Source organism: Streptomyces sp. NPDC058051 (assembly GCF_042885475.1).
GTDB lineage: Bacteria > Actinomycetota > Actinomycetes > Streptomycetales > Streptomycetaceae > Streptomyces.
In genome coordinates, this window is the sequence record NZ_JBHVRW010000024.1 from 58,995 (window position 1) to 81,305 (window position 22,311).

Sequence of the window (22,311 nt, forward strand, 5' to 3'; positions counted from 1 at the left end):
GGCGTGGGCCGGTGCGTGGGGGAGGGGGTGCGTGTACGCCCTCGTGTACGGTCGCGACGTCCGGCGGTGGGGTCAGGAGACCGCGCCGATGTGGCGGACGGAGGTGCGGTAGCGGGCTTGCTGGCCGCCTCCGGTTCCGCCTGCGGCTCCTTCGGCCTTGTCCGCGAGTCCGGCCCTGACGAGCCGGTCCAGGGTGCGCCTGGCTTTCTCGGTGGCCGAGCGCTCGGGGTTGTTCTGGCCGCTTTGGATCATGGCGAGTTCGCGCACGGTCAGGCCGTCGGGGCGCTGGCGCAGGATGGCGACCGGGTCGAGAGCGGGGTCGAGCGTCGAGGTGCCGCGTTCGTGGTCGTGGATGACCTGAAGGGGGCCGATCTCGCCGGTGGGGGTTTTGATGTGGTGCAGGGTGACGGCGAGGTCGCCCGCTTCCCCGGCGATGAAGAGGACGCTGCCCGCGCCGGAGGTGATCCAGGTGGAGCCGTAGACCCGGTCCAGGGTGGGCTTCTGGGCGCGTGGGGCGCCCTCGGTGGCCTTGCGCTGGTGGTGGAGTTCCATGATCTCGACGCCGTTACGCATGGCTCGCTGGCGGGCATTGTTGTAGGCGACGCCAAGCGCGTCGTCGACCAGAGTGCTCACCGCGTCCTTGAGGCTGTCGATCACGATCGTGTCGGCCTGGTGAGCGGCGGCGAGGTCTGCCAGAAGGTCGGGCTCCTTGTCCAGGCTGGCGGGCAGAGGCCCCTGCCAGACAGCGAGCCCGTCGCGCAAGCGCTGCTCGTGTTCCGGTCCGATGCCGCGGGCCATGGCACGGGCGATCTGCTTGTACCGGTCCAGCGCCAGGTACAGCACCCGCCGACTCGGTGCGACCGGCATGTCCAGGACGCTGTCCGCCAGACCCAGGCGGGCGAGGATCACCTGGTGAGCCAGTGTGGTCTTCCCTACGCCGGGTGCTCCGACGATCATCAGACTTTCGCCGGATGACCAGGCCGTCTGCTCCCGCGTGCCCCACAGCGGCTCGGTGTCGGCGCCGGTCTCGGTGACGAAGAGCCATCCGTCGGTGATGAACCGGGAGAGCCGGCCCTGTCCCGAGGCGAGTGCACGCTCGCGTTCGATCCGGACCTCCGACTCCACCTCGCTGCGGATGGCGTCCGGATCGGCGCCCGGCTCCATCGCGCGCTGGGCGGTGCGGATGCCGGAGGCACGCAAGCGGCGCAGGTCGGCCAACCTGCGCACAATGCTGGCGTAGTAGGCGGCGCTGCTCGTCGAGGGCACGGCGTCGGCCAGCTGGTGGACGTACACCACGCCGCCGACCCGCTCCAGGTCGTCCTGGGCGCGCAGCTGGTGCGACAGGACGATGGGGTCGGTCGGCTTGTCCTCGCCGTGCAGAGCGAGGATGGCGCGCCAGACCGTCTCGTGCGCGGGGCGGTAGAAGTCGGCCGCGTCGAGCAGTTGGCGTACTTCGTCGATCACCGCGGCCTTGTGCATGCAGGCCCCCAGCACGGCGGCTTCGGCGTCGACGTCGTGCGGCGGAACCGCGGTGAGGTCGCCCGGCGGGGGCTGGCGGCCGGATTCCGCGAGGTGTGGCGTGTTCGGCCGGGGTTCGTCCATACTGGACATTGAGCTCCTCAACTTGCGGGCCGTACGGGACGGCGAATCCCAGGCCACGCGGGTCAATCGTTCAGGGATGGGCGGTTACGAGAGTTCGTGCTTGGCCCCCGGCGTTCGTAGCGTCGGGGGCTTTTTGCGTTCGCCCACGTTCGAGGGCGGACGCCTACAGTACCCGACGTGTTCGGAAGCGCAACGGTTGCATTCGGCTCCGGAATGGTGTTTAGTTTTCACCATCGCCCCGGCTGTCCGTCGGGCCCCTGCAAGGAGGTGCAGTGATGAGCAGTGACGAAGGCGCCTCCCGCGCGGGGCCGGAGCGGCCGCTGGCCGAAGATCACGTCGCAGAGCGCATCAAGCTCGAACGCGAGGCTCGCGGCTGGAGCACGGTCACACTGGCCGAGCGAATGGCAGACGCCGGGCACCCGGTCAACCAGTCCGCGATCTGGCGCATCGAGAGCGGCAAGCCCCGCCGCCGGGTCAACCTCGATGAGGCGCTCGGCTTCTGCAAGGTCTTCGACCTGACCTTCGACGAGCTGACCAGCCCCCCCGGCCAACTCGCCAACCCGCTGGTCCGCCGTCTCGTCGGCGACTACGTCGCGAGATGGAAGGAATGGCGGGCCCTGGGCAAGGACATGCGCCGGATCCAGGACGAACTCGCGGCGTACACGGATGCCAACCCCAACCAGGAAGACATGGTCAAGGCTCTGCTGACCCACGAGCTGACCATCGCCTCGAACGGCGAGTTCCATCACCACCTTGGAGCGCCAACTCGGCTTCGCAGCTACCTCGGCGAGCGCATGGACGCGCCGTCCGAACAGAGCTGACTCGGCCCCTCGCTGCTACGAACAGCGAGGGCTTGCCGTCTCCGGTTCCTTCTCTTCACGCCCATCCCTGAACGACTTGCCGGCCCATCGGGATTCGCCGTCCCTTGGCCTGCCAGGAGAGGACCCTCCCTTGCACCGCACCGAACTGCCGCTTGCCCAGATAGCGGACCTGCTGGACGTCCCCGAGTCCGACCTGCGAGACCTGCTCTCCGAACGACGTCCCACCGGAGGCGACGCCACCCTCGTGGCCCTCACCGTTGCCGAAGCCGCGCGCCGCATCGGCATCGGCCGCACGAAGCTGTACGAGTACGTCACGTCCGGAGAGATCGCCTCGGTGAAGATCGGCAGCTTGCGCCGTATCCCAGCGGAGGCGGTGAACGACTTCCTGGCCAGGCGCCTCACGGCCGTCGACTTCGGGGCCGCAGCATGACGCGGGGTGGGGCGGCGAAAGGCCGTCAGCCCAATGGCGCCTCCAGCATCCATCTCGGCAAGGACGGTCGCTGGCACGGCCGCGTCACCGTCGGCGTCAAGGACGACGGCACGCCGGACCGGCGCCACGTCAGCCGCAAGACCCGCGCGGAGGTCACCAAAACCGTCAGGGAGTTGGAGCAGCAGCGGGACAAGGGTGCGGTACGCAAGGCCGGCCAGAGCTGGACGATCGAGACCTGGCTCACCCACTGGGTCGAGAACATCGCAGCGCCGAACGTCTCCGAGAACACCATCGACGGCTACCGCGTCGCGGTGAACCACCACCTCGTCCCCGGCCTGGGCGCCCACCGCCTGGAGAAGCTGGAGCCGGAACACCTGGAGCGCTTCTACAAGAAAATGCAGGAGACCGGCAGCGCCGCCGGCACCGCCCACCAGGTACACCGCACCCTCCGTACCGCTCTCAACGAGGCCGTGCGCCGAGGGCACGCCATCCGGAATCCGGCGACAATCGCGAAGGCCCCGCGCCTCGAAGAGGAAGAAGTCGAGCCGTACTCGGTCGAGGAGGTCCAGCGCCTCTTGGCTGAGGCGGGGAAACACCGCAATGCGGCCCGCTGGGTCATCGCCCTGGCGCTCGGTCTCCGTCAGGGCGAGGTCCTCGGAATGCAGTGGACCGATGTCGACTTCGAACTCGGAGTCATCCGCGTCCGACGAGGCCGCCTGCGGCCCCGCTACGAGCATGGTTGCGGCAATCGCTGCGGGCGCAAGCCCGGCTTCTGCCCGCAGAAGATCAACACTCGGCGCGAGACCAAGAGCGTGAAGTCACGGGCCGGGCAGCGGCCAATCGGCGTTCCTGACGAGCTGATGGACCTGCTCCGCCGGCACAAGGAGGAGCAGGGCCGAGAGCGCGCTCTCGCTCGGGACCTCTGGACGGAGAAGGGGTACGTCTTCACCTCGCCGGTCGGCGAACCCTTGAACCCGAACACCGACTTCCACCGGTGGAAGGACCTGCTGAAGGCAGCGGGGGTGCGCGACGGCCGCCTTCACGACGCCCGCCACACAGCGGCCACTGTCCTGCTCATCCTCGGGATCTCCGATGCTGTTGTCGACAGCATCATGGGCTGGGAGCCCGGCAAGTCCGCCCGGATGCGCCGCCGCTACCAGCACATGACCGGCCCCGTCCTGCAGCAGACCGCCGCCAAGATCGGAGCCCTGCTCTGGGCCACGCCTGCGGACGTGGCGGTGGAGGCCGGCTCCGGGAGCGCGGTGAGCCCCGGATCTGCCTTGGTCGACTCAGCGGTCTACCTCGCTGACCTCGGTGGCCGACGACTGGGCTTCGCTTCCCGAGAGCACGCGGAGCAGGTGGTTACCCAATGGGGCGAGGACCGGCCCGGTCAAGCGGCTCAGGTCGAGGAGATGGAGCGGGAACAGTGGGAGGACGATGTGGGTGACGGCATTCGGCTCATCCGCCAGGAGATCCCCGACCGCCGGTTGGTGCACCACGCCCATGCCGTGTTCCTGGCAGGAGGCGAACGGCTCAACGTCGGAAGTCCTGCCCAATGGTCAACGTGGGCATGGGAATTCGAGCGCGACCTGTACACGGACCTGCCGGTGCGTTGGCACACTTCGCGTCGGCCAGGCCAGGAGATCGAAGCCCAAGTGCGTGGCACGGACAAGGACGCCGTCTCGTCGGCCTACGTGGAGGCGTGCGCACAGGCTGTGGACCGCGCGCGCAACCCCGGCACGTACGGCGACGGTCAGAGGTAGGGGTCCTCGCCCCTTCGAAGGGAACCGAGGACGGGGCCTCGACCAAGTTGGTCGAGGCCCCGTTCGTCATCCCTAGCCGGGAAGCCCGAGCTCCTTCAGATACGTGAGGCGGGCATTTATGGCTGCTGAGAAGTGGCGCCAGTCGAGGCTCTCCACCAGCTCGATGGGCTTGGGCTCCTCTGCCGACGATGTGACGTAGCACGCGGCGTCGTACAACTGCTCCGCCACGATGCGCTCACAGAAGATCCCGAAGCGGTCCTGGTAGGAAGTTCCGCGCCAGTGTGAGTCGCTGGGCAGGGCGCCCTTCGCGATCCTGACCTTGCTGCGGGACTTCTCGTGGTCTTCCATGATGAAGAAGTAGCCCAGCCAGGGCTTCTCCTTCGGATAGAGGTCGGCAAGGGCGGCTCGCCGCAGGTCCACCGCGCTGCCGAGCGCTTCTTCGACCCTGTTGTTGTAGTTGTTGCCGAAGGAGGGGCCGCCCAACGCCTTGAGTTCGAAGGCCGCGACAAGGACGCCCTCGTGGACGACCACCAGGTCCCACTGCTTCTGGGGGCGGTAGTAGCCGGGGAGTTCGAGTCCTTGCTTCTTGGTGACCCGGATGCTGTCGGGCGGATAGCCGGCGTCCAGGAAGAACTTCGCCAAGAGGATCGCGATCGCATCGAAGTGCTTACCGCCGCGTACCGACCCGGCTGTGCCGGCACCGACCGCAGCCTTGATCGCGGACTGTTCGCGCTGGAGCTTCTTGGCACCCCAGTAGGTCGCTATCGCGTCCTCGAAATCCTGGCGGGTGACCGTCAAGATTCGTCCTCCTAGTCAGGCAGTTCGGCAAGTCCGTAGACGCGTAGGGCGGCCTCCGTGGCGGCCTTCACGTCTCGCTTGTCGAAAGCTACCGCCAGGGCGTCCCGGTCACGCTCGTTGATCGCTGCCGGGTCAGGGACTCGGATCTTGCGGAGGTACTGCGCCTGGAAGCGGAGGGTTCCCCCTCGCATCTTGACCGCGTACGCCTCCACGAATGCCTCCGCGACCTTGGAAAGCAGCAGACCACCCAGCACGCGCATGTCCCAGACGTCCGAGACGATGAAGTACAGGTTGTGGTGAGGGTACAGTCCGCCCTCGTCGAGTACCGGATGGATCGTCAGCTTCATGTCCGGGAACAGCAGCTTGGGCCGCCGGGTCAGCGCGTGATCGACCTTGTCGATGGTCTTGTACCAGCGGTGCGGCTGCTTGACCGCCACATAGCGCTGGCGCAGCGCTGCTCCGTTTTCGTCGAGATATCGGGCAAGCCGCGGATACGCAGCGAGGTCGACCAGGTCGCCGCTGGCCGACCAGGGGTTGACCAGATAGGTGCCGTTCCAGTTCAGGGTCCCGCTTGTGGTGTCGCGGACCATGGCCATCGGCAGCAGTCGATCTTCCTCGATCAACTTGTCGTCGTTGGTGAGGAAGATCTTGTCCGCGCCAGTGGCGATCCCGATGCCGACCCGGGTACCGGTGCCGTCGCTCTCGAGCAGTTGGAAGCGCTCCGTCAGCTCTTCGAGCACGGCTAGCCGGGCCGGAGAGGCACTCGGCCATGAGTCCTCGTCCGGGAACCAGTGCGGCATGCGAGCAGCCTGGAAGGCTTCCGTCACGACCGCTTCAGTCCGATCACTCGCGTACCAACGCGCAAAGTCGGTGGCTTGGGGAGCACCGAACGCTCGCGTGGTGTCCGCTGCCACGGCGGTGCCCTGGGGCCGCTTGCTGATGAGCGTGATGGCTGGGTAGGCCGAAACCTGGTCGTCGAAGGCGTCGACATCGTGCATAACCAGAGCCAGGTCCACACTGAAGCCCTTGGTCACCAGCTGCCGGAGCCGCCGGCCGTACTGATTGCGCATCCACCGGTCCGCGCAGATGAAGCCCAGTTGTCCTCCGGGGCCGAGGCTTCGGAGCGCGACTTCGAAGAAGCCGACATAGATGTCTGCACGGCCTCCCATGGTGGGGCACGCGCGACGGTAGACCGTCATCCTGTCCGCGGGGACGTCCTCCAAGCGGATGTAGGGCGGGTTGCCGACCACGTAGTCCGCGTGCTGGGTCGCTTCGGGCTGGAGTAGGTAGTCACCCTGCTCGACCCAGGCCGCCGCCACCTGCTGGGCATCCGCCGGGTTCCATCCGTCGTCGACCAAGTGCTTCTTGACGACTTCGCGGCTCCTGCGGACGTTGCGCTCCAGCAGATCGAGCGCACGCACGGCACCGCTTGCGTCACCGATGGGACGGTTCTGTGCGCGGCAGGATGCGCTGATCCGCGAAGCCACGGCTCCTAGAAACGCTCCTGACCCGCAGGCCGGCTCCACGAGCTTCAGGTCGCAGAGGGCTTTATCAGAGGTGTAGCCCACTAGGTCGAGGATCAGATCGACGACCCAGCGCCGCGTGAACACCTCGCCGTGCTCCACGGCCTCCTCGGGGACCGAGGGGAGGGTGTGGAGGGCGGTGTCGAAGAACAGGGGAGTGGCCACGTCTTGACACTACTAGGGAGGATTTCGGCCACGAGAGTTATCCACAGGGGTGCTCGCGGTCAACGGAGTGGTCTGTTCCATCTGCGGAGCATCGGGCTCGTGGGCCTCGTGGGATCGACATCCACTCGCACCCGTGATCAACGAGAGCGCGCTCTGGCTCGTCGGCCTTGAGGGGGTGCACGGCGGAGGAGAGCGGACCAGCAACCGAGCCGACGCGTCACCTCGGAGCAACTGAGACCAAAACTGAGACCAATACGTCGAAGGCCCCCGCAGCAAGCTGCGGGGGCCTTCGACGTATTGCCCGGTGAGAGCAATGGCGGAGGATACGAGATTCGAACTCGTGAGGGGTTGCCCCCAACACGCTTTCCAAGCGTGCGCCCTAGGCCACTAGGCGAATCCTCCGCGGCAAACAATACAAGACGTTGAGGAGTGCTCGCGAACCCGTTCCCCTCCGGCTTCCTTCCCGCTCACCTCCGCCTCGTCCGGGGTGGTCGTGGAAGTCGGGGCGGTGGACCAGCAGGGGTGGGGATCGGCTAAGGTGGGGCTCAGCCCCTCACGTGGCGCTATCTGACTGAACTCCCCCAGGGCCGGAAGGCAGCAAGGGTAGGTTGGCTCTGGCGGGTGCGTGGGGGGCCCTTGTGTTTCCGGGGGCGCGTAGGTGCTTCACCGGTCCGGGGCCGGTTGTCAGTCCGCCCGGATAACCTCGTATGTGTGTCGTCCCTTGCGCTGTACCGCCGCTACCGCCCCGAGTCCTTCGCCGAGGTCATCGGTCAGGAGCATGTCACCGACCCGCTGCAGCAGGCCCTGCGGAACAACCGGGTCAATCACGCGTACCTGTTCAGCGGTCCGCGCGGCTGCGGCAAGACCACCAGTGCGCGCATCCTCGCGCGCTGTCTGAACTGCGAGCAGGGGCCGACACCGACACCGTGCGGCGTATGCCAGTCCTGCCAGGATCTCGCGCGCAACGGGCCGGGATCGATCGATGTCATCGAGATCGACGCCGCATCGCACGGTGGCGTGGACGACGCCCGTGATCTGCGGGAGAAGGCGTTCTTCGGCCCCGCGTCGAGTCGTTACAAGATCTACATCATCGACGAGGCGCACATGGTCACGTCGGCGGGGTTCAACGCCCTGCTGAAGGTGGTCGAGGAGCCGCCGGAGCATCTCAAGTTCATCTTCGCGACCACCGAGCCCGAGAAGGTCATCGGCACCATCCGGTCGCGTACGCACCACTACCCGTTCCGTCTCGTGCCGCCCGGGACGCTGCGCGAATATCTCGCCGAAGTCTGCGACAAGGAGAACAGCCCCGTCGAGGACGGCGTGCTGCCGCTCGTCGTGCGGGCCGGGGCCGGATCCGTGCGTGACTCCATGTCGGTCATGGACCAGCTACTGGCCGGCGCGGGCGACGACGGTGTGACGTACGCCATGGCGACCGCGCTGCTCGGTTATACGGACGGCTCCCTGCTCGACTCGATGGTGGACGCCTTCGCGGCGGGTGACGGGGCCGCGGCCTTCGAGGTCGTGGACCGGGTGATCGAGGGGGGCAACGACCCGCGCCGCTTCGTCGCGGATCTCCTGGAGCGGCTGCGCGACCTGGTGATCCTGGCCGCCGTTCCGGACGCCGGGGAGAAGGGGCTGATCGACGCCCCCGCCGATGTCGTCGAGCGGATGCAGGCCCAGGCGTCCGTGTTCGGCGCCGCCGAGCTGAGCCGCGCCGCCGACCTGGTCAACGAGGGATTGACGGAGATGCGCGGGGCCACCTCGCCGCGCCTCCAGGTCGAGCTGATCTGCGCGCGGGTTCTGCTGCCCGCGGCCTTCGACGACGAGCGTTCGCTACAGGCCCGGCTGGACCGGCTGGAGCGCGGCGCGTCCTTCGCGACCGCCGGCGCAGGGCCCGCCATGGGGTACGTACCTGGGCCCGAGGTCCTGGCCCACGCGCCCGTCGCACCACCCGTACAACCCGGCGCCGGACCCGCCGCAGCACGCGCGGCGGCACGGGGAGACGCGCCGCCCGCCGCAGCGTCGCCCGCCCTCGCCACGGCACCGCCCACTCCCGCCACGGCGCCGCCCACGCCTGTTGCAGCACCGCCCACGCCTGCCGCAGCGCCTCCGTCATCCGCGCAACCCGTCGCTCCGCAGCCGCCTGTCGAGACCCAGGCCCCGGCCCAGGCGCCCGCGAGCGGTCAGCGTCCTGGTGCCTGGCCCACCGCGGCGGCACCGGAATCAGGCCGCCGCCCCGGTGGCTGGCCGACCGCTTCCGCCCCCGGCCGGTCGCCGGCGCCCCCGGCTGCACCGGCTCCCGCCCCGGACCGGGCCGCACCTGCGGGGCCGGTGCCCGCTGCCGAACCGGGCCCGGGAATGACGCAAGGCGCAGGCCAGGTGCGGAACATGTGGCCGGACATCTTGGAGGCCGTGAAGAACCGCCGTCGGTTCACCTGGATCCTGCTCAGCCAGAACGCCCAGGTCACCGGCTTCGACGGCAGCACCCTGCAGATCGGCTTCCTCAACGCCGGTGCGCGCGACAACTTCGCGAGCAGCGGCAGCGAGGACGTGCTGAAGCAGGCCCTCGCCGAGCGGTTCAACGCACAGTGGAAGATCGAGGCGATCGTCGACCCGTCGGGCGGGGCCGGCGCACCCCCGCAGACCGGTGGCGGCCGTCCCTCCGCCGCGCAGCCCGCGCCGCAACGTCCGGCCCCCGCGCCGCAGCAGAGCTACGAACCCAGGCCCGCCCCCGCTCAGCACCAGCAGGGCGGCGCTCCCGCCGCGGAGCCCGGACCGTCGTCGTACTCCGCGCCCGAACCCCCGCGATCGGTCGCTCCGGAGGACGACACCCCGGAGGCGGACGACCCGGACCTCGTCGACTCGGCGCTCTCCGGCCACGATCTGATCGTTCGCGAACTGGGCGCCACGGTCGTCGAGGAGTTCAACAACGAGTAGCGGCGCGGCGCCCGAGCAGCGAGGGTGTGGTGCGGGGCGCTCCCCCGCTGCGGCGCCGGGGGCGACAGGCACGCCAGCGGTGCCAGACACGCCAGCGGTGCCAGGCACGCAAGCGGTGCCAGGCACGCAAGCGGTGCCAGGCACGCAAGCGGTGACCAGGGGCGTCACAGGTACCAGGGGTGTCACGCGGACCAGGGGTGTCACGCGGACCAGGGGCGTCATGCGGGCCAGGGGTGTCCACGGAGCGGCGTCCGTCGAGGCCGCAGCAGCTCGGCGGATAGGCTGCACCCCGTGAAGGTCCTCGTCATCGGCGGCGGCGCCCGCGAACACGCCCTGTGCCGCTCTCTCTCCATCGACCCCGACGTCACCGCTCTGTACTGCGCTCCCGGCAATGCCGGCATCGCGGAGGTGGCCGAACTGCACCCGGTCGACGCACTCGACGGCGATGCCGTCGCGCGCCTCGCCACTGACCTGGACGCCGAACTGGTGGTCGTCGGCCCGGAGGCACCGCTCGTCGCCGGTGTCGCCGACGCCGTGCGCGCCGCGGGCATTCCCTGCTTCGGCCCGTCCGGCGCGGCGGCCCAGCTGGAGGGCTCCAAGGCGTTCGCCAAGGACGTGATGGCCGAAGCCGGTGTCCCGACCGCCCGTAGCTACGTCTGCACCACCCCGTCCGAGATCGACGCCGCGCTCGACGCCTTCGGCGCCCCGTACGTCGTCAAGGACGATGGCCTCGCCGCGGGTAAGGGCGTCGTCGTCACCGACGACATCGAAGCGGCCCGCGCCCATGCCCTCGCCTGCGACCGCGTGGTCATCGAGGAGTTCCTCGACGGTCCCGAGGTGAGCCTCTTCGCGATCACGGACGGCACCACCGTGCTGCCGCTTCAGCCCGCTCAGGACTTCAAGCGCGCACTGAACAACGACGAGGGCCCGAACACCGGCGGCATGGGCGCGTACTCCCCGCTCCCGTGGGCCGACCCCAAGCTGGTCGACGAGGTCATGCAGTCGGTGCTCCAGCCGACCGTCGACGAGCTCCGCCGCCGCGGCACCCCGTTCTCCGGGCTGCTGTACGCGGGCCTCGCGATCACCTCGCGAGGCGTCAGGGTGATCGAGTTCAACGCCCGTTTCGGCGACCCCGAGACCCAGGTGGTCCTGGCCCGTCTCAGGACGCCACTGGCCGGTGTCCTGCTGGGCTCCGCCAACGGCACTCTCGACGAGCTGCCCCCGCTCACCTGGCGCGACGAGGCTGCCGTCACTGTGGTCATCGCCTCGCACAACTACCCGGGAACGCCGCGCACGGGCGACCCGATCGAAGGTCTCGCCGACGTGGCGGCGCAGGATGCCCCGCACGCGTACGTTCTGCACGCCGGGACCAGGCGGGACGGCGACACGATCGTCAGCGCGGGCGGCCGGGTGCTGTCGGTGACCGCGACCGGCAAGGACCTCACGAGCGCCCGTGAGCGCGCCTACACGGCGGCGGCCCGGATCCGGCTCGATGGTTCGCAGCTCCGTACGGACATTGCCCAGAAGGCCGCGGAGGCCTGAGACCGGACGGGATACGGACGGGATACGGCGGGACGCGAGCGGTCCGGGACAGAGGCCGAGCCCGTTCGGCCCCGGACCGCACAGTCCCGGGCCGCACGGCCCCGGACCGCACAGTCCCGGGCCGGGCGGTCCGCGGGTGGATCACCCGTAACGGCCCGTCCCAGCCGTCCCAGCCGCCCCGGAACCCTCCCCCTCAGCCTCTCCCGCACCCCTCCCCCCGAACCCCGGTCGAGGCCCACGGACACGCACTGCCTCAAGGACGGCGGCGCGTCAGCACCTTTGCCCAAAGCCATTCCATCGAGTGACGGCTGAGCCATCCGGATGACGCCTGCCGAGCCCCCAACTAGGGTGCGGCGCAAGCATTCCGGCACTTGGCCCACTGGCATTGCGATGTCAGTGACGGGTGCCACAGTGGGGGAGTGAACAACACCGCCGCGGGGGCAGAGGGGGTGACGTCCGGTCGTGTCCAATACCGGTACACGTGAGGAACTGGGTGCGCAGACTGCGCGCGCCCGGGCTCTCGCTCTGCTGCGCATCCGCAGCAGAGCGACCGCCGTGGCAGTTCTGCCGGCGGCGGTGGCCGTCGTGCTGCTCGTGGCGGGTGCACAGGGCCATGCCGTCGGCAGCGGTTGGGACGCGGCGCGCTGGGGCGTGGTGGTCTGCGCGGTCGTTGTGCTTCTGCTCGCCGCGGCCGTCGCGGTCGCGATCGCACGGGCGAGGCCGGCGGTCAGTCCGACCGTCCCGCTTCCGGAGGACGCCGCCCCCGACCTCTACCGTCTGGTCAGGGATCTCGCCGACCGGCTCGGGGTTCCCGCGCCCTCTGCCATAGCGCTCACGCCCGACTGCGACAGTTGGCTGGAGGACCGCACACATCCCTCGGCGCAGCCCGTAGCAGGCCCCGGAGCGGATCGGCGAACGCGCTTCGCGGGCCGGAGCCGCCGTCGCGTCACGGCGTCTCCCGTGCTGGTCATCGGTTCGCCGTTCCTCTGGTGGATGCGGGTCGGGGAGCTACGGGCGGTGCTCGCCCCGGTCGTCGCGGGCACGGGCCCGTCCGCGCACCCCGACATAGCCGCGGCGCGTCGTTTCGTGCGAGGGCTGGACGGAGCCGTCGCCGACGCCGCCGCGCCTGTTTCCGGGCCTCTGTCAGGGACGCGCAGGGTGCCGCGGGCCTTCGTCGGATGGGTCGCACGGTTGCTGCTGCGCAGTTGTCGCAATCACGCCGCGGAGATGGAGCGCGGGGTCGCCGCCGCCGCGTCGGCCTGTGCACAGGGTGTGGATTACGGACTGCGGATCGTTGCCCAGGAGCAGGTCGGCCTCGCCTATGCGGGCTGGGACAGGCTGCTCACCCGCGTCGCGCTGCCTGCCTGGCAGATGGGCCGCTGGCCGTCCCGGCTGGACGCGGGCGTGGTGTCCGCCCTCACCGAACTCTCCCGCCGCGACCGGCTCGCCGACGGGTTCACCGCACGGCTCGGCGAGCGGCCTGCCTGTGACCTCCTGGAGGAGCCGGGCGCGGCCGACGAGGCAGCATCGTTGCTGGCGGCGCGGCTCTTCCACGGCGGTCCTGCGCAGAACGGCCCCGACTGGTCTCCGGTCGACTGGCAGGAGTATCCGGAAGAGGTGGTCGACCGGAAGTGGCGCACCGAGGCCGCGCGCCTGCACCGCGTTCTCGACTCGATGAGTACGGGCCCCACCGCACCCGTCGTCGACCCCTCAGGTGATCCCTCAGGTGATCCCTCGGGCGATCTCTCGGGCGATCTCTCGGGTGATTTCTCGGGCGGTCCCTCCGACTCCGACCCTGCGTTTCCCCTGGATCCCGGAGTGCCCACGCTGGCCCGTGTCGTCGAGCATCTGACCGGCCGGAGCGGTGGTGGCGAGGAGCTCGCCGCCGGGATCAGCGCCGCGGTGGCCCGTGAGGCAGCGGCGCAACAGCTCCCGCCCGATGCCGCATCGGGCCAGGCAGGCACCCGCAGCGCCGCACACATGGGTGGGGACGTCCTGAATTTCTGGGGCCCGGACCCCCTCCCGCTCTTCCCGCTCCAGCCGCCCCGTACGGGCACGGAACTGCTCGCCGATCACGTCGCGGCGATGGTCTGCTGCGCCGCGGTCGACACGGCGGGTGCGGCGCCCGGACTCGACTGGCTCGACGGTCCCGCGCTGCTGGTCGGCGGGGAGCGGCGGGCGGATCTGGGCAGCTCCGTCCTCAGCCTCGTCGAGGACGGGGACGCGGAGCCGCTGCGGTCCTGGCTCGCCGCGGTCGGCGTGCGCACCGACAAACCCGTTCGTCTCGTCTGAACCACAGAGTCCGGCGGCCTCGCGCACCCCGGCGGCCTCGCGCACCCCGGCCACCCCTGCCGCCTCGCTTACCCCGCGCACTCCCGCCTCCCTGCTTACCCCAACCACCCCCGCCGCCCCGCGCACCCCCGCCTCCCTGCTTACCCCAACCACCCCCGCCACCCCGCTTACCCCAACCACCCCCGCCACCGCGGAAACCTCGACGGCGAGCTTGAACCACAGCGTCCCCACCCTTCCCAGAGGTCACGCTGTCGGGGCCTCCACGCCCTCAATACCCGGAAAAATACGTTCCGTTCTCGTCAATTAGCGACGAAGGGTGACGGAGTGCATGCGTTATGTGATGTGCTGGGGATCGACGCTGATAGTGGGCGCACCACTGTTGTCTCGGGGGACCAGTGAGGGGAGCGATATGGGGGCGGAGCAGATTCGGCGGTGGGAGTCGGGTGCCCTCGCGCACGCCGTCTCCGATCCTTTCGGCCAGGGCCCGCTGCCCTGGCTGCGCGGCAGTGAGAACTACTTCGACGACACCGGGCACGTCGTCCCCTGGTACGCGGACCCCACCCTGGCTCGCAGCTCCACCGACGGCGGCACCCATACGGCGGACGACGTGCACCGCCAGATCAAGGGCTTCATCTCCACGGGCGCCGCGGCCCCCGGAGAAGCGATCGACTTCCACATCACCGTGGACCCTCCCCAGCAGTTCACCGTGGACATCTACCGCATCGGTCACTACGGGGGCGACGGCGCCGCCAAGATCACCACGAGCCCGCGGCTCTCCGGCATCGCCCAGCCCGCCCCGCTCACCGCCGACCGCACGGTCTCCTGCCACCACTGGTGGCAGTCCTGGCGGCTGCAGATCCCCAGCTACTGGTCGATCGGCGCGTACGTCGCCGTCCTCACCACGGTCGACGGATACCGCTCCCACATCCCGTTCACGGTCCGCGACGACCAACCGGCCGATCTGCTGCTGGTCCTGCCGGACATCACCTGGCAGGCGTACAACCTCTACCCCGAGGACGGCCGCACCGGCGCCAGTCTCTACCACGCCTGGGACGAGCAGGGCCGCCTCCTGGGCGAGGAGGACGCCGCGGTCACCGTCTCCTTCGACCGTCCGTACGCCGGCGCGGGCCTGCCACTCCACGTCGGGCACGCCTACGACTTCATCCGCTGGGCCGAACGGTACGGCTACGACCTCGCGTACGCCGACACCCGCGATCTGCACGCGGGCCGCATCGACCCGGGCCGCTACCGGGGCCTGGTCTTCCCCGGGCACGACGAGTACTGGTCGGTGCCCATGCGCCGTACCGCCGAACGCGCCCGCGACGGCGGCACCTCGCTCGTCTTCCTCTCCGCCAACACCATGTACTGGCAGGTCAGCCTCTCCCCGTCGCCGTCCGGTGTCCCGGACCGGCTGCTCACCTGCCGCAAGCGCCGCGGTCCGGGCAAGCCCGCGCTCTGGCGCGAGATCGACCGCCCGGAGCAGTCGCTGCTCGGCATCCAGTACGCGGGCCGGGTTCCCGATCCGCACCCGCTGGTCGTACGGAACGCCGAGCACTGGCTGTGGGACGCCACGGACGCCCGCGAAGGCGACGAGATCGACGGCCTGGTCGCGGGCGAGGCCGACCGCTACTTCCCGCGCACCGCACTTCCCGCGCACGAGAGCCGCATCCTGCTCGCCCACTCCCCGTACCGGGACACCGAAGGAGCCAAACGCCACCAGGAGACCTCCCTGTACCGGGCACCCTCCGGCGCACTCGTCTTCGCCTCCGGCACCTTCGCCTGGTCCCCGGCGCTGGACCGCCCCGGCCATGTGGACCCCCGCATCCAGCGGGCCACCGCCAATCTCCTCGACCGCATCTGCAAACGCGCCTGAACGGCTCAGGAACCACGGCACCCGCCGCTACCGACGACGCCACGGACGCCCCCGCTCCACTTCGTCGCACCTCGATACGGGAGAATCGGTACGACTCCTGGATCAACCTACGCGGAGGCAGCGTGTCCGGATTTGTAGAAAAGCCCGAGCCAGTGCAGGTCCCGGGGCTCACCCACCTCCACACCGGCAAGGTGCGCGACCTGTACCGGAACGAGGCGGGCGACCTCGTCATGGTCGCCAGCGACCGCATCTCCGCGTACGACTGGGTTCTGCCCACCGAGATCCCGGACAAGGGCCGCGTCCTCACCCGGCTCTCCCTGTGGTGGTTCGACCAGCTCGCCGATCTCGTCCCCCACCACGTCGTGTCCACGGAGCTGCCCGCCGGCGCCCCCGCCGACTGGGCCGGCCGCACGCTGGTCTGCACGTCGCTGCGGATGGTCCCGGTCGAATGCGTCGCCCGCGGCTACCTCACCGGCTCCGGCCTCGTCGAGTACAACGAGTCCCGCACGGTCTGCGGCCTCGCGCTGCCCGAGGGCCTCGTCGACGGTTCCGAACTCCCGGCACCGATCTTCACCCCCGCCACCAAGGCGGCCGTCGGCGACCACGACGAGAACGTGAGCTACGAGGAAGTGGCCCGCCAGGTCGGCGCGGAGACCGCCGCCCGGCTGCGCCGCACCACACTGGACGTGTACGGCAGGGCCCGCGACATCGCGCGCGAGCGCGGCATCATCCTCGCCGACACGAAGTTCGAGTTCGGCTTCGCCCCCACGGCCGACGGCGGTGAGGAGCTGATCATCGCGGACGAGGTGCTGACGCCGGACTCCTCCCGCTTCTGGCCCGCGGCCACGTGGGAGCCGGGCCGGGCCCAGCCCAGCTACGACAAGCAGTTCGTACGCGACTGGCTCACCTCGCCGGCCTCCGGCTGGGACCGCAAGAGCGAACAGCCGCCCCCCGCGCTGCCCCAGGAGATCGTCGACGCGACCCGGGCGAAGTACCTGGAGGCGTACGAACTCCTCACCGGCACGCCCTGGCGGTAAGCGGCTCCCGGACACGAAGAAGCCCCCGGCCGAAAGGCCGGGGGCTTCTTGCTGAATGGAGCGGACGACCAGGTTCGAACTGGCGACCTCAACCTTGGCAAGGTTGCGCTCTACCAACTGAGCTACGTCCGCAAGCGCCGAAGCGCGAGACCTACTATACCCATCCGCGCCCCCGTGCGAGACGCACCGCCGCGTGGCGGTTCTCCGCCCCGAGCTTCGAGGTGGCCGCCGAGAGGTAGTCCCGCACGGTTCCCTGCGACAGCGACGCCCGTTCCGCGATCTCCGCCACCGGCGCCCCGTCCGCCGTCAGTTCCAGTGCCTCGGCCTCGCGAACGGTCAGCGGTGAGTCGCCGGCGGAGATCGCGTCGGCCGCCAACTCCGGTTCCACACAACGATATCCGGCATGCACGGTGCGGATGATCGAGGCCGGCTGCCCGGCGCTGACGGTCTTCGGCACGAAGGCCCGCACACCCGCCGCGAGCGCCCGTTTCAGATGCCCCGGCCGACCGTGACTCGTCACGATCACCGTCCGGCAGCCGGGCAGATCGGCCCGCAGCGATGTGGCGACCCTCACACCGTCGGCGCCCGGCATCTGCAGATCGAGGACTGCCACATCGGGGTGGTGGGCCCCGCCAGGGCCGGCGCCTCCGGACCGCACGCAGCCTGGGCGACGACCACGAGGCCGTCCTCCAACGCGAGCAGCGCGGCCGGCGCGCGCCCCCGATCCGCCGCACCTCGCTCGCCTCGATCACGGAATCGTTCGTGGGTTCGGCGGTGGAAGCGGCCGTGATCTCCACCGTGGCGCCGTCCGTGAGGCTGTCGGGAACGTCGTCTCTGGCCATGTCCACAGATTCCCGCTGGATCGGCGCCGCGCGCAGTGCGCGCTGTCATCACTGCTCATGACAATCGTCATGGGCGGAGGGAACGAGGGGGAACATGACGAAGGCCCTGGTCAATATCGACCAGGGCCTTCGAACGATCAAGAGCGGACGACGAGATTCGAACTCGCGACCCTCACCTTGGCAAGGTGATGCTCTACCAACTGAGCCACGTCCGCATTGCTTCCGCTCATTCTGCTCCCCTGAAGGAGTTTTCTCGGGCGGTGCGAGCACTACTCTACCCGATCCACCGGAGTGGTCTTGGAGAGTGATGCAGAGCGGGTGACAGGAATTGCACACTGCGCCTTCCCCCTGGAAGGGGGATGTTCTACTACTGAACTACACCCGCACGCTGCGTGAGGTTCGGCTTTGCGGCCTTGCCCTTCGGCGTGCTCCAGACTTTAGCCGACCTGCGGGGGTGTAACGCAAGTCGGTGGCCGCGGGGTGTCGCGGGGGCGTGCGCCGGAGCGTTGGCGGGCGTCCGTCAGTCGCCCCCATCGATGGACCGATCGATGGGGGGGGGCGGTGGACCGGTCGACGGGCCGGTCCATGAGCCGTACGGGCCGGCCGCGGGCCGGATGGCTCAACTGGCTTGGCGGAACGCCTCGTAGACCTTCTTGGGGATCCGACCGCGGGCCGGCACCTCCATGCGGTGCGAGCGGGCCCAGGCGCGCACGGCCGCCGGGTCGGGTTCGAGCGAGGTGTGCCGGTAGGACGTCGGAGTCCTGCCGCGCTTGCCGGTGTGTGTCCGCTTCCGGCCGGCCGCCATGTACGGCGCCAGGGCCTTGCGCAGTTTCTTTGCGTTGGACGGATTGAGGTCGATCTCGTACGACTTCCCGTCCAGGGCGAAGGTGACCGTCTCCGCCGCTGCTCCCCCGTCGATGTCGTCGGAGAGCGTGACCACTACGCGCTGAGCCACGGATATCGGTCCTTTCCTGCGATATCGGCGCGTCTGTCATGCGCTGATACCGGCCTTCTGGCCGTGAGGCGGATGGGGGTCGGTCGGTGTCGCTTGTTTAGGGACAATGCTGCATTCCCCGCTAATCATTTGTACAGCGGTGGGTGCCGCATTGTGAAGCCCGTCCAATTACTTCAGCGTGTCAGTGCTCTATGTGTGCTGCCTGTGTGGATTTTTTTGCAGGACTTTCCTCATGTGTTGTCGCGTCCGATATATGGGCGTGATCAAGGGATGCCGATATCTACCCGCGTAGAATTTCTGGCCAGGTAAGCTGAGTGGACCTGCGGGGGTCTGGGGAGCCCCCCGGAGAAACAGCCGCACCACACCACCACCGGGAGTGCCAGTGGCACGCGTCGTAGTCGACGTCATGCTCAAGCCCGAGATCCTCGACCCGCAGGGACAGGCGGTGCAGCGTGCACTGCCCCGTCTCGGCTTCGAGGGAATCGCGGACGTACGTCAGGGAAAGCGTTTCGAGCTGGAGGTCGAGGGACCGGTGGATGACGCCGCCCTCAGCCGTATTCACGAGATGGCCGAGACCTTCCTCGCCAACACCGTGATCGAGGACTTCACCGTGAAGGTGGAGAAGGCCGAGGAGCCGAAGTGACCGCTCGTATCGGAGTCGTCACCTTCCCCGGCACGCTCGACGACAAGGACAGCCTGAGGGCCGTACGTGTCGCGGGCGCCGAACCCGTATCGCTGTGGCACCGCGACAAGGACCTGCACCAGGTCGACGCGGTCATCCTGGCGGGCGGCTTCTCCTATGGCGACTACCTGCGGGCCGGAGCCATCTCCCGCTTCTCGCCGGTCATGGAGACGATCATCGAGAACGCGCGGGCGGGGATGCCGGTCCTCGGTATCTGCAACGGCTTCCAGATCCTGACCGAGGCGCATCTGCTGCCCGGCGCGATGCTGCGGAACAACCACCTGCACTTCATCTGCCGCGACCAGAAGCTGCGTGTCGAGAACGCCGGCACCGCCTGGACCTCGGACTACTCCGAGGGCCAGGAGATCTCCGTACCGCTCAAGAACATGGACGGGCGTTACGTCGCCGACGAGCGCGTGCTCGACGAGCTGGAGGCGGAGGGCCGGGTCGCCTTCCGCTACCTGGACAGGAACCCCAACGGCTCGCTGCGCGACATCGCCGGCATCACCAACGCCGCGGGCAATGTCGTCGGCCTGATGCCGCACCCGGAGCACGCCGTCGAGCCGCTGATCGGAACCGGTCGCACCGACGGCCTCGGTTTCTTCACCTCGATCATCAAGAAGCTGGTCAACGCATGAGCCTGGATACGGTCAAGCACGCGGCCGAGACCCCGGACGTCGCGCAGCCCTGGAAGGAACTCGGCCTCAAGGAGGACGAGTACGTCCGGATTCGCGAGATCCTGGGCCGCCGTCCCACCGGCGCCGAGCTCGCCATGTACTCCGTGATGTGGTCCGAGCACTGCTCGTACAAGAGCAGCAAGGTCCACCTCAAGCAGTTCGGCGAGAAGGTCCCGGTCAACGACGCGATGCTCGTCGGCATCGGCGAGAACGCCGGTGTGGTCGACGTCGGTCAGGGGTACGCGGTCACCTTCAAGGTCGAGTCGCACAACCACCCCTCGTACATCGAGCCCTACCAGGGCGCGGCGACCGGCGTCGGCGGCATCGTCCGCGACATCCTCGCCATGGGCGCCCGCCCGGTCGCGGTCGTCGACCCCCTGCGGTTCGGCGCGGCCGACCACCCCGACACCAAGCGCGTCCTGCCGGGCGTCGTCGCGGGCATCGGCGGCTACGGCAACTGCCTGGGCCTGCCGAACATCGGTGGCGAGGTCGTCTTCGACGCCTGCTACCAGGGCAACCCGCTCGTCAACGCCGGCTGCATCGGTGTGATGAAGCACGAGGACATCCACCTCGCCCAGGCCTCGGGGCCCGGCAACAAGGTGATCCTCTACGGCGCCCGCACCGGCGGGGACGGCATCGGCGGCGTCTCGGTGCTGGCCTCGGAGACCTTCGAGTCGACCGGCCCGGCGAAGCGCCCGGCCGTCCAGGTCGGCGACCCCTTCCAGGAGAAGCTCCTCATCGAGTGCACCCTGGAGATCTTCGGCGAGAAGCTCGTCGCCGGTATCCAGGACCTCGGCGGCGCCGGCCTGTCCTGCGCCACCTCGGAGCTGGCCTCCGCCGGCTCCGGCGGTATGCGCGTCGAGCTGGACACGGTGCCGCTGCGCGACTCCTCCCTCTCGCCCGAGGAAATCCTCATGAGCGAGTCGCAGGAGCGCATGTGCGCGATCGTCGAGCCGCAGCACGTCGAGCGCTTCCTGGAGATCTGCGAGAAGTGGGATGTCATCGCCACCGTCATCGGTGAGGTGACGGAGGGTTCCCAGCTGGAGATCTTCTGGCACGGCGAGCAGATCGTCGACGTACCGCCGCGGTCCGTCGCCCACGAGGGCCCGACCTATCACCGTCCGTTCGCCCGCCCGTCCTGGCAGGACGCGCTGCAGGCGGACGACGCGGGCAAGCTGGCCCGGCCGGCGAACGGCGCCGAGCTGCGCGAGCAGGTCCTCAAGCTGGTCGCTTCGCCCAACCAGGCGTCGAAGTCCTGGATCACGGACCAGTACGACCGGTTCGTGCAGGGCAACACCGTGCTCGCGATGCCCGAGGACGCCGGCATGGTCCGGATCGACGAGAAGTCGAACCTGGGCGTGGCCATGGCGACCGACGGCAACGGCCGGTACGCCAAGCTCGATCCGTACACCGGTGCGCAGCTCGCGCTGGCGGAGGCGTACCGCAATGTCGCCGCTTCCGGTGCCAAGCCGCTCGCGATCTCGGACTGCCTGAACTTCGGTTCGCCCGAGGACCCGGACGTGATGTGGCAGTTCGCCGAGGCCACCCGTGGTCTGGCGGACGGCTGCCTGGAGCTGGGCACCCCGGTCACCGGCGGCAATGTGTCGCTGTACAACCAGACCGGTGACACGGCGATCCACCCGACCCCGGTCGTGGCCGTGCTCGGTGTGATCGACGACGTGAGCCGGCGTACGCCGGTCGCCTTCACGGAGGAGGGCCAGCTTCTCTACCTGCTGGGCGACACACGTGAGGAGTTCGGCGGCTCGGCCTGGTCGGAGGTCGTTCACGGCCACCTGGGCGGCATGCCGCCCGAGGTCGATCTGGGCCGCGAGAAGCTGCTCGGCGAGATCCTGATCTCGGCGTCCCGCGACGGCATGGTCGACGCGGCGCACGACCTCTCCGACGGTGGCCTGATCCAGGCGGTCACCGAGTCCTGCCTGCGCGGCGGGAAGGGCGCCCGGCTGGTCGTCCCGGACGGCCTGGACGCGTTCACGTTCCTGTTCTCGGAGTCGGCGGGGCGCGCGGTCGTCTCCGTTCCGCGCAGCGAGGAGCTCCGCTTCAACGACATGTGCGGGGCGCGGGGTCTGCCCGTCGCCCGGATCGGTGTCGTGGACGGTGAGGAGATCGACGTCCAGGGTGAGTTCAGCATTGCGCTGAGCGAGCTGCGCACGGCGCACGAGGAGACCATTCCGGGTCTGCTCGCCTGACACCTGATTCCGTATACAGAATGGTTCGCTGATTCTGTGTCGGGAACGGCCCCGCCCGGATCATGGGCGGGGCCGTTTCCTGTTCCGTTCGGTACGTTGGATCCGGGGCTCCGGGAATTCGCTCGCGTCGCATCTGCGGGTCCGGCAGGCGGTGTTGGGGTGGGG

Annotated in this window: 15 protein-coding genes, 4 tRNA genes, 1 other RNA gene and 1 pseudogene; 12 read left to right on the forward strand and 9 right to left on the reverse strand. The window is 69.3% G+C overall.

Translation table 11 applies throughout. From position 1 onward, the window contains the following. Window positions 1-72 precede the first annotated feature (72 nt). Complete coding sequence (locus ACFVUT_RS29650) at window positions 73-1,602, reverse strand: DnaB-like helicase N-terminal domain-containing protein (RefSeq protein WP_389657476.1); 1,530 nt, start codon at window positions 1,600-1,602, stop codon at window positions 73-75. A 275-nt stretch (window positions 1,603-1,877) separates the two neighbouring features. On the opposite strand from ACFVUT_RS29650, the gene ACFVUT_RS29655 reads away from it, so the two are divergent. The 3 genes from ACFVUT_RS29655 (at window position 1,878) to ACFVUT_RS29665 (ending at window position 4,616) form a co-directional block, all read left to right on the forward strand. Beyond that, the gene (locus ACFVUT_RS29655) at window positions 1,878-2,423 is read left to right on the forward strand and encodes a helix-turn-helix transcriptional regulator (protein ID WP_266770085.1); all 546 of its coding nucleotides are present in this window, start codon (window positions 1,878-1,880) and stop codon (window positions 2,421-2,423) included. A gap of 130 nt (window positions 2,424-2,553) precedes the next feature. Next, window positions 2,554-2,853, forward strand: coding sequence for a helix-turn-helix domain-containing protein (locus ACFVUT_RS29660; protein ID WP_389657334.1), 300 nt, complete (start codon window positions 2,554-2,556; stop codon window positions 2,851-2,853). After that, window positions 2,850-4,616: a tyrosine-type recombinase/integrase gene (locus tag ACFVUT_RS29665; RefSeq protein WP_389657331.1), complete on the forward strand. Its 1,767-nt coding sequence runs from the start codon at window positions 2,850-2,852 to the stop codon at window positions 4,614-4,616. The genes ACFVUT_RS29660 and ACFVUT_RS29665 overlap by 4 nt, the downstream gene beginning before the upstream one ends. Window positions 4,617-4,688: 72 nt before the next feature. Here the strand turns inward: ACFVUT_RS29665 and ACFVUT_RS29670 are convergent, their stop codons facing one another. The 3 genes from ACFVUT_RS29670 to ACFVUT_RS29680 form a co-directional block, all read right to left on the reverse strand. Next, the gene (locus ACFVUT_RS29670; protein WP_389657328.1) at window positions 4,689-5,414 is read right to left on the reverse strand and encodes a PaeR7I family type II restriction endonuclease; all 726 of its coding nucleotides are present in this window, start codon (window positions 5,412-5,414) and stop codon (window positions 4,689-4,691) included. A gap of 11 nt (window positions 5,415-5,425) precedes the next feature. Continuing rightward, window positions 5,426-7,102, reverse strand: coding sequence for an Eco57I restriction-modification methylase domain-containing protein (locus ACFVUT_RS29675; protein WP_389657324.1), 1,677 nt, complete (start codon window positions 7,100-7,102; stop codon window positions 5,426-5,428). Window positions 7,103-7,416: 314 nt separating this feature from the next. Then, window positions 7,417-7,504, reverse strand: a tRNA-Ser gene (locus tag ACFVUT_RS29680). A 143-nt stretch (window positions 7,505-7,647) separates the two neighbouring features. Between ACFVUT_RS29680 and ffs the strand changes: the two genes are divergently transcribed. From ffs to ACFVUT_RS29710, 6 genes are all read left to right on the forward strand, one after another. Then, an RNA gene (gene ffs, locus ACFVUT_RS29685) (signal recognition particle sRNA small type) lies at window positions 7,648-7,742 on the forward strand. Window positions 7,743-7,813: 71 nt separating this feature from the next. Beyond that, a complete protein-coding gene (locus ACFVUT_RS29690) occupies window positions 7,814-10,039 on the forward strand; it encodes a DNA polymerase III subunit gamma and tau (RefSeq protein WP_389657321.1) in 2,226 nt (741 codons plus the stop codon). Between the two features lie 291 nt (window positions 10,040-10,330). Further along, complete coding sequence (gene purD, locus ACFVUT_RS29695; protein WP_389657318.1) at window positions 10,331-11,581, forward strand: phosphoribosylamine--glycine ligase; 1,251 nt, start codon at window positions 10,331-10,333, stop codon at window positions 11,579-11,581. A 462-nt stretch (window positions 11,582-12,043) separates the two neighbouring features. Further along, window positions 12,044-13,873, forward strand: a complete 1,830-nt coding sequence (locus ACFVUT_RS29700; RefSeq protein ID WP_389657315.1) for a hypothetical protein — start codon at window positions 12,044-12,046, stop codon at window positions 13,871-13,873. Window positions 13,874-14,282: 409 nt separating this feature from the next. Then, complete coding sequence (locus ACFVUT_RS29705) at window positions 14,283-15,746, forward strand: N,N-dimethylformamidase beta subunit family domain-containing protein (protein ID WP_389657312.1); 1,464 nt, start codon at window positions 14,283-14,285, stop codon at window positions 15,744-15,746. 122 nt (window positions 15,747-15,868) lie between these two features. Then, the gene (locus tag ACFVUT_RS29710; protein ID WP_389657310.1) at window positions 15,869-16,783 is read left to right on the forward strand and encodes a phosphoribosylaminoimidazolesuccinocarboxamide synthase; all 915 of its coding nucleotides are present in this window, start codon (window positions 15,869-15,871) and stop codon (window positions 16,781-16,783) included. A gap of 56 nt (window positions 16,784-16,839) precedes the next feature. On the opposite strand, the gene ACFVUT_RS29715 is transcribed toward ACFVUT_RS29710, so the two are convergent. The 5 genes and pseudogenes from ACFVUT_RS29715 to ACFVUT_RS29735 form a co-directional block, all read right to left on the reverse strand. Next, window positions 16,840-16,915 (reverse strand) — tRNA-Gly (locus ACFVUT_RS29715). A 22-nt stretch (window positions 16,916-16,937) separates the two neighbouring features. Next, window positions 16,938-17,485, reverse strand: a pseudogene (locus ACFVUT_RS29720) (DNA-binding response regulator). Window positions 17,486-17,767: 282 nt separating this feature from the next. After that, window positions 17,768-17,840, reverse strand: a tRNA-Gly gene (locus tag ACFVUT_RS29725). A gap of 98 nt (window positions 17,841-17,938) precedes the next feature. Then, a tRNA-Gly gene (locus tag ACFVUT_RS29730) sits at window positions 17,939-18,010 on the reverse strand. Window positions 18,011-18,244: 234 nt separating this feature from the next. Further along, window positions 18,245-18,580, reverse strand: a complete 336-nt coding sequence (locus tag ACFVUT_RS29735) for an Lsr2 family protein (RefSeq protein ID WP_389657307.1) — start codon at window positions 18,578-18,580, stop codon at window positions 18,245-18,247. Between the two features lie 382 nt (window positions 18,581-18,962). On the opposite strand from ACFVUT_RS29735, the gene purS reads away from it, so the two are divergent. The 3 genes from purS to purL are packed head-to-tail and all read left to right on the forward strand — an operon-like array spanning window position 18,963 to window position 22,146. Continuing rightward, window positions 18,963-19,223, forward strand: a complete 261-nt coding sequence (gene purS / locus ACFVUT_RS29740) for a phosphoribosylformylglycinamidine synthase subunit PurS (RefSeq protein WP_383072961.1) — start codon at window positions 18,963-18,965, stop codon at window positions 19,221-19,223. Beyond that, entirely contained in the window at window positions 19,220-19,900 is a 681-nt protein-coding gene (gene purQ, locus ACFVUT_RS29745) for a phosphoribosylformylglycinamidine synthase subunit PurQ (protein ID WP_389657303.1), read from the forward strand. Before purS ends, purQ begins: the two co-directional genes overlap by 4 nt. Further along, the gene (gene purL / locus ACFVUT_RS29750; protein ID WP_389657301.1) at window positions 19,897-22,146 is read left to right on the forward strand and encodes a phosphoribosylformylglycinamidine synthase subunit PurL; all 2,250 of its coding nucleotides are present in this window, start codon (window positions 19,897-19,899) and stop codon (window positions 22,144-22,146) included. The genes purQ and purL overlap by 4 nt, the downstream gene beginning before the upstream one ends. The last annotated feature ends 165 nt before the right edge of the window (window positions 22,147-22,311 follow it).

Bases quoted from the DNA above. Each gene is read 5' to 3' on its own strand.
- ACFVUT_RS29650 (WP_389657476.1), bottom strand. From the start codon at position 1,602: ATGGACGAACCCCGGCCGAACACGCCACACCTCGCGGAATCCGGCCGC.
- purL (WP_389657301.1), top strand. From the start codon at position 19,897: ATGAGCCTGGATACGGTCAAGCACGCGGCCGAGACCCCGGACGTCGCG.
- ACFVUT_RS29665 (WP_389657331.1), top strand. From the start codon at position 2,850: ATGACGCGGGGTGGGGCGGCGAAAGGCCGTCAGCCCAATGGCGCCTCC.
- ACFVUT_RS29705 (WP_389657312.1), top strand. From the start codon at position 14,283: ATGGGGGCGGAGCAGATTCGGCGGTGGGAGTCGGGTGCCCTCGCGCAC.
- ACFVUT_RS29655 (WP_266770085.1), top strand. From the start codon at position 1,878: ATGAGCAGTGACGAAGGCGCCTCCCGCGCGGGGCCGGAGCGGCCGCTG.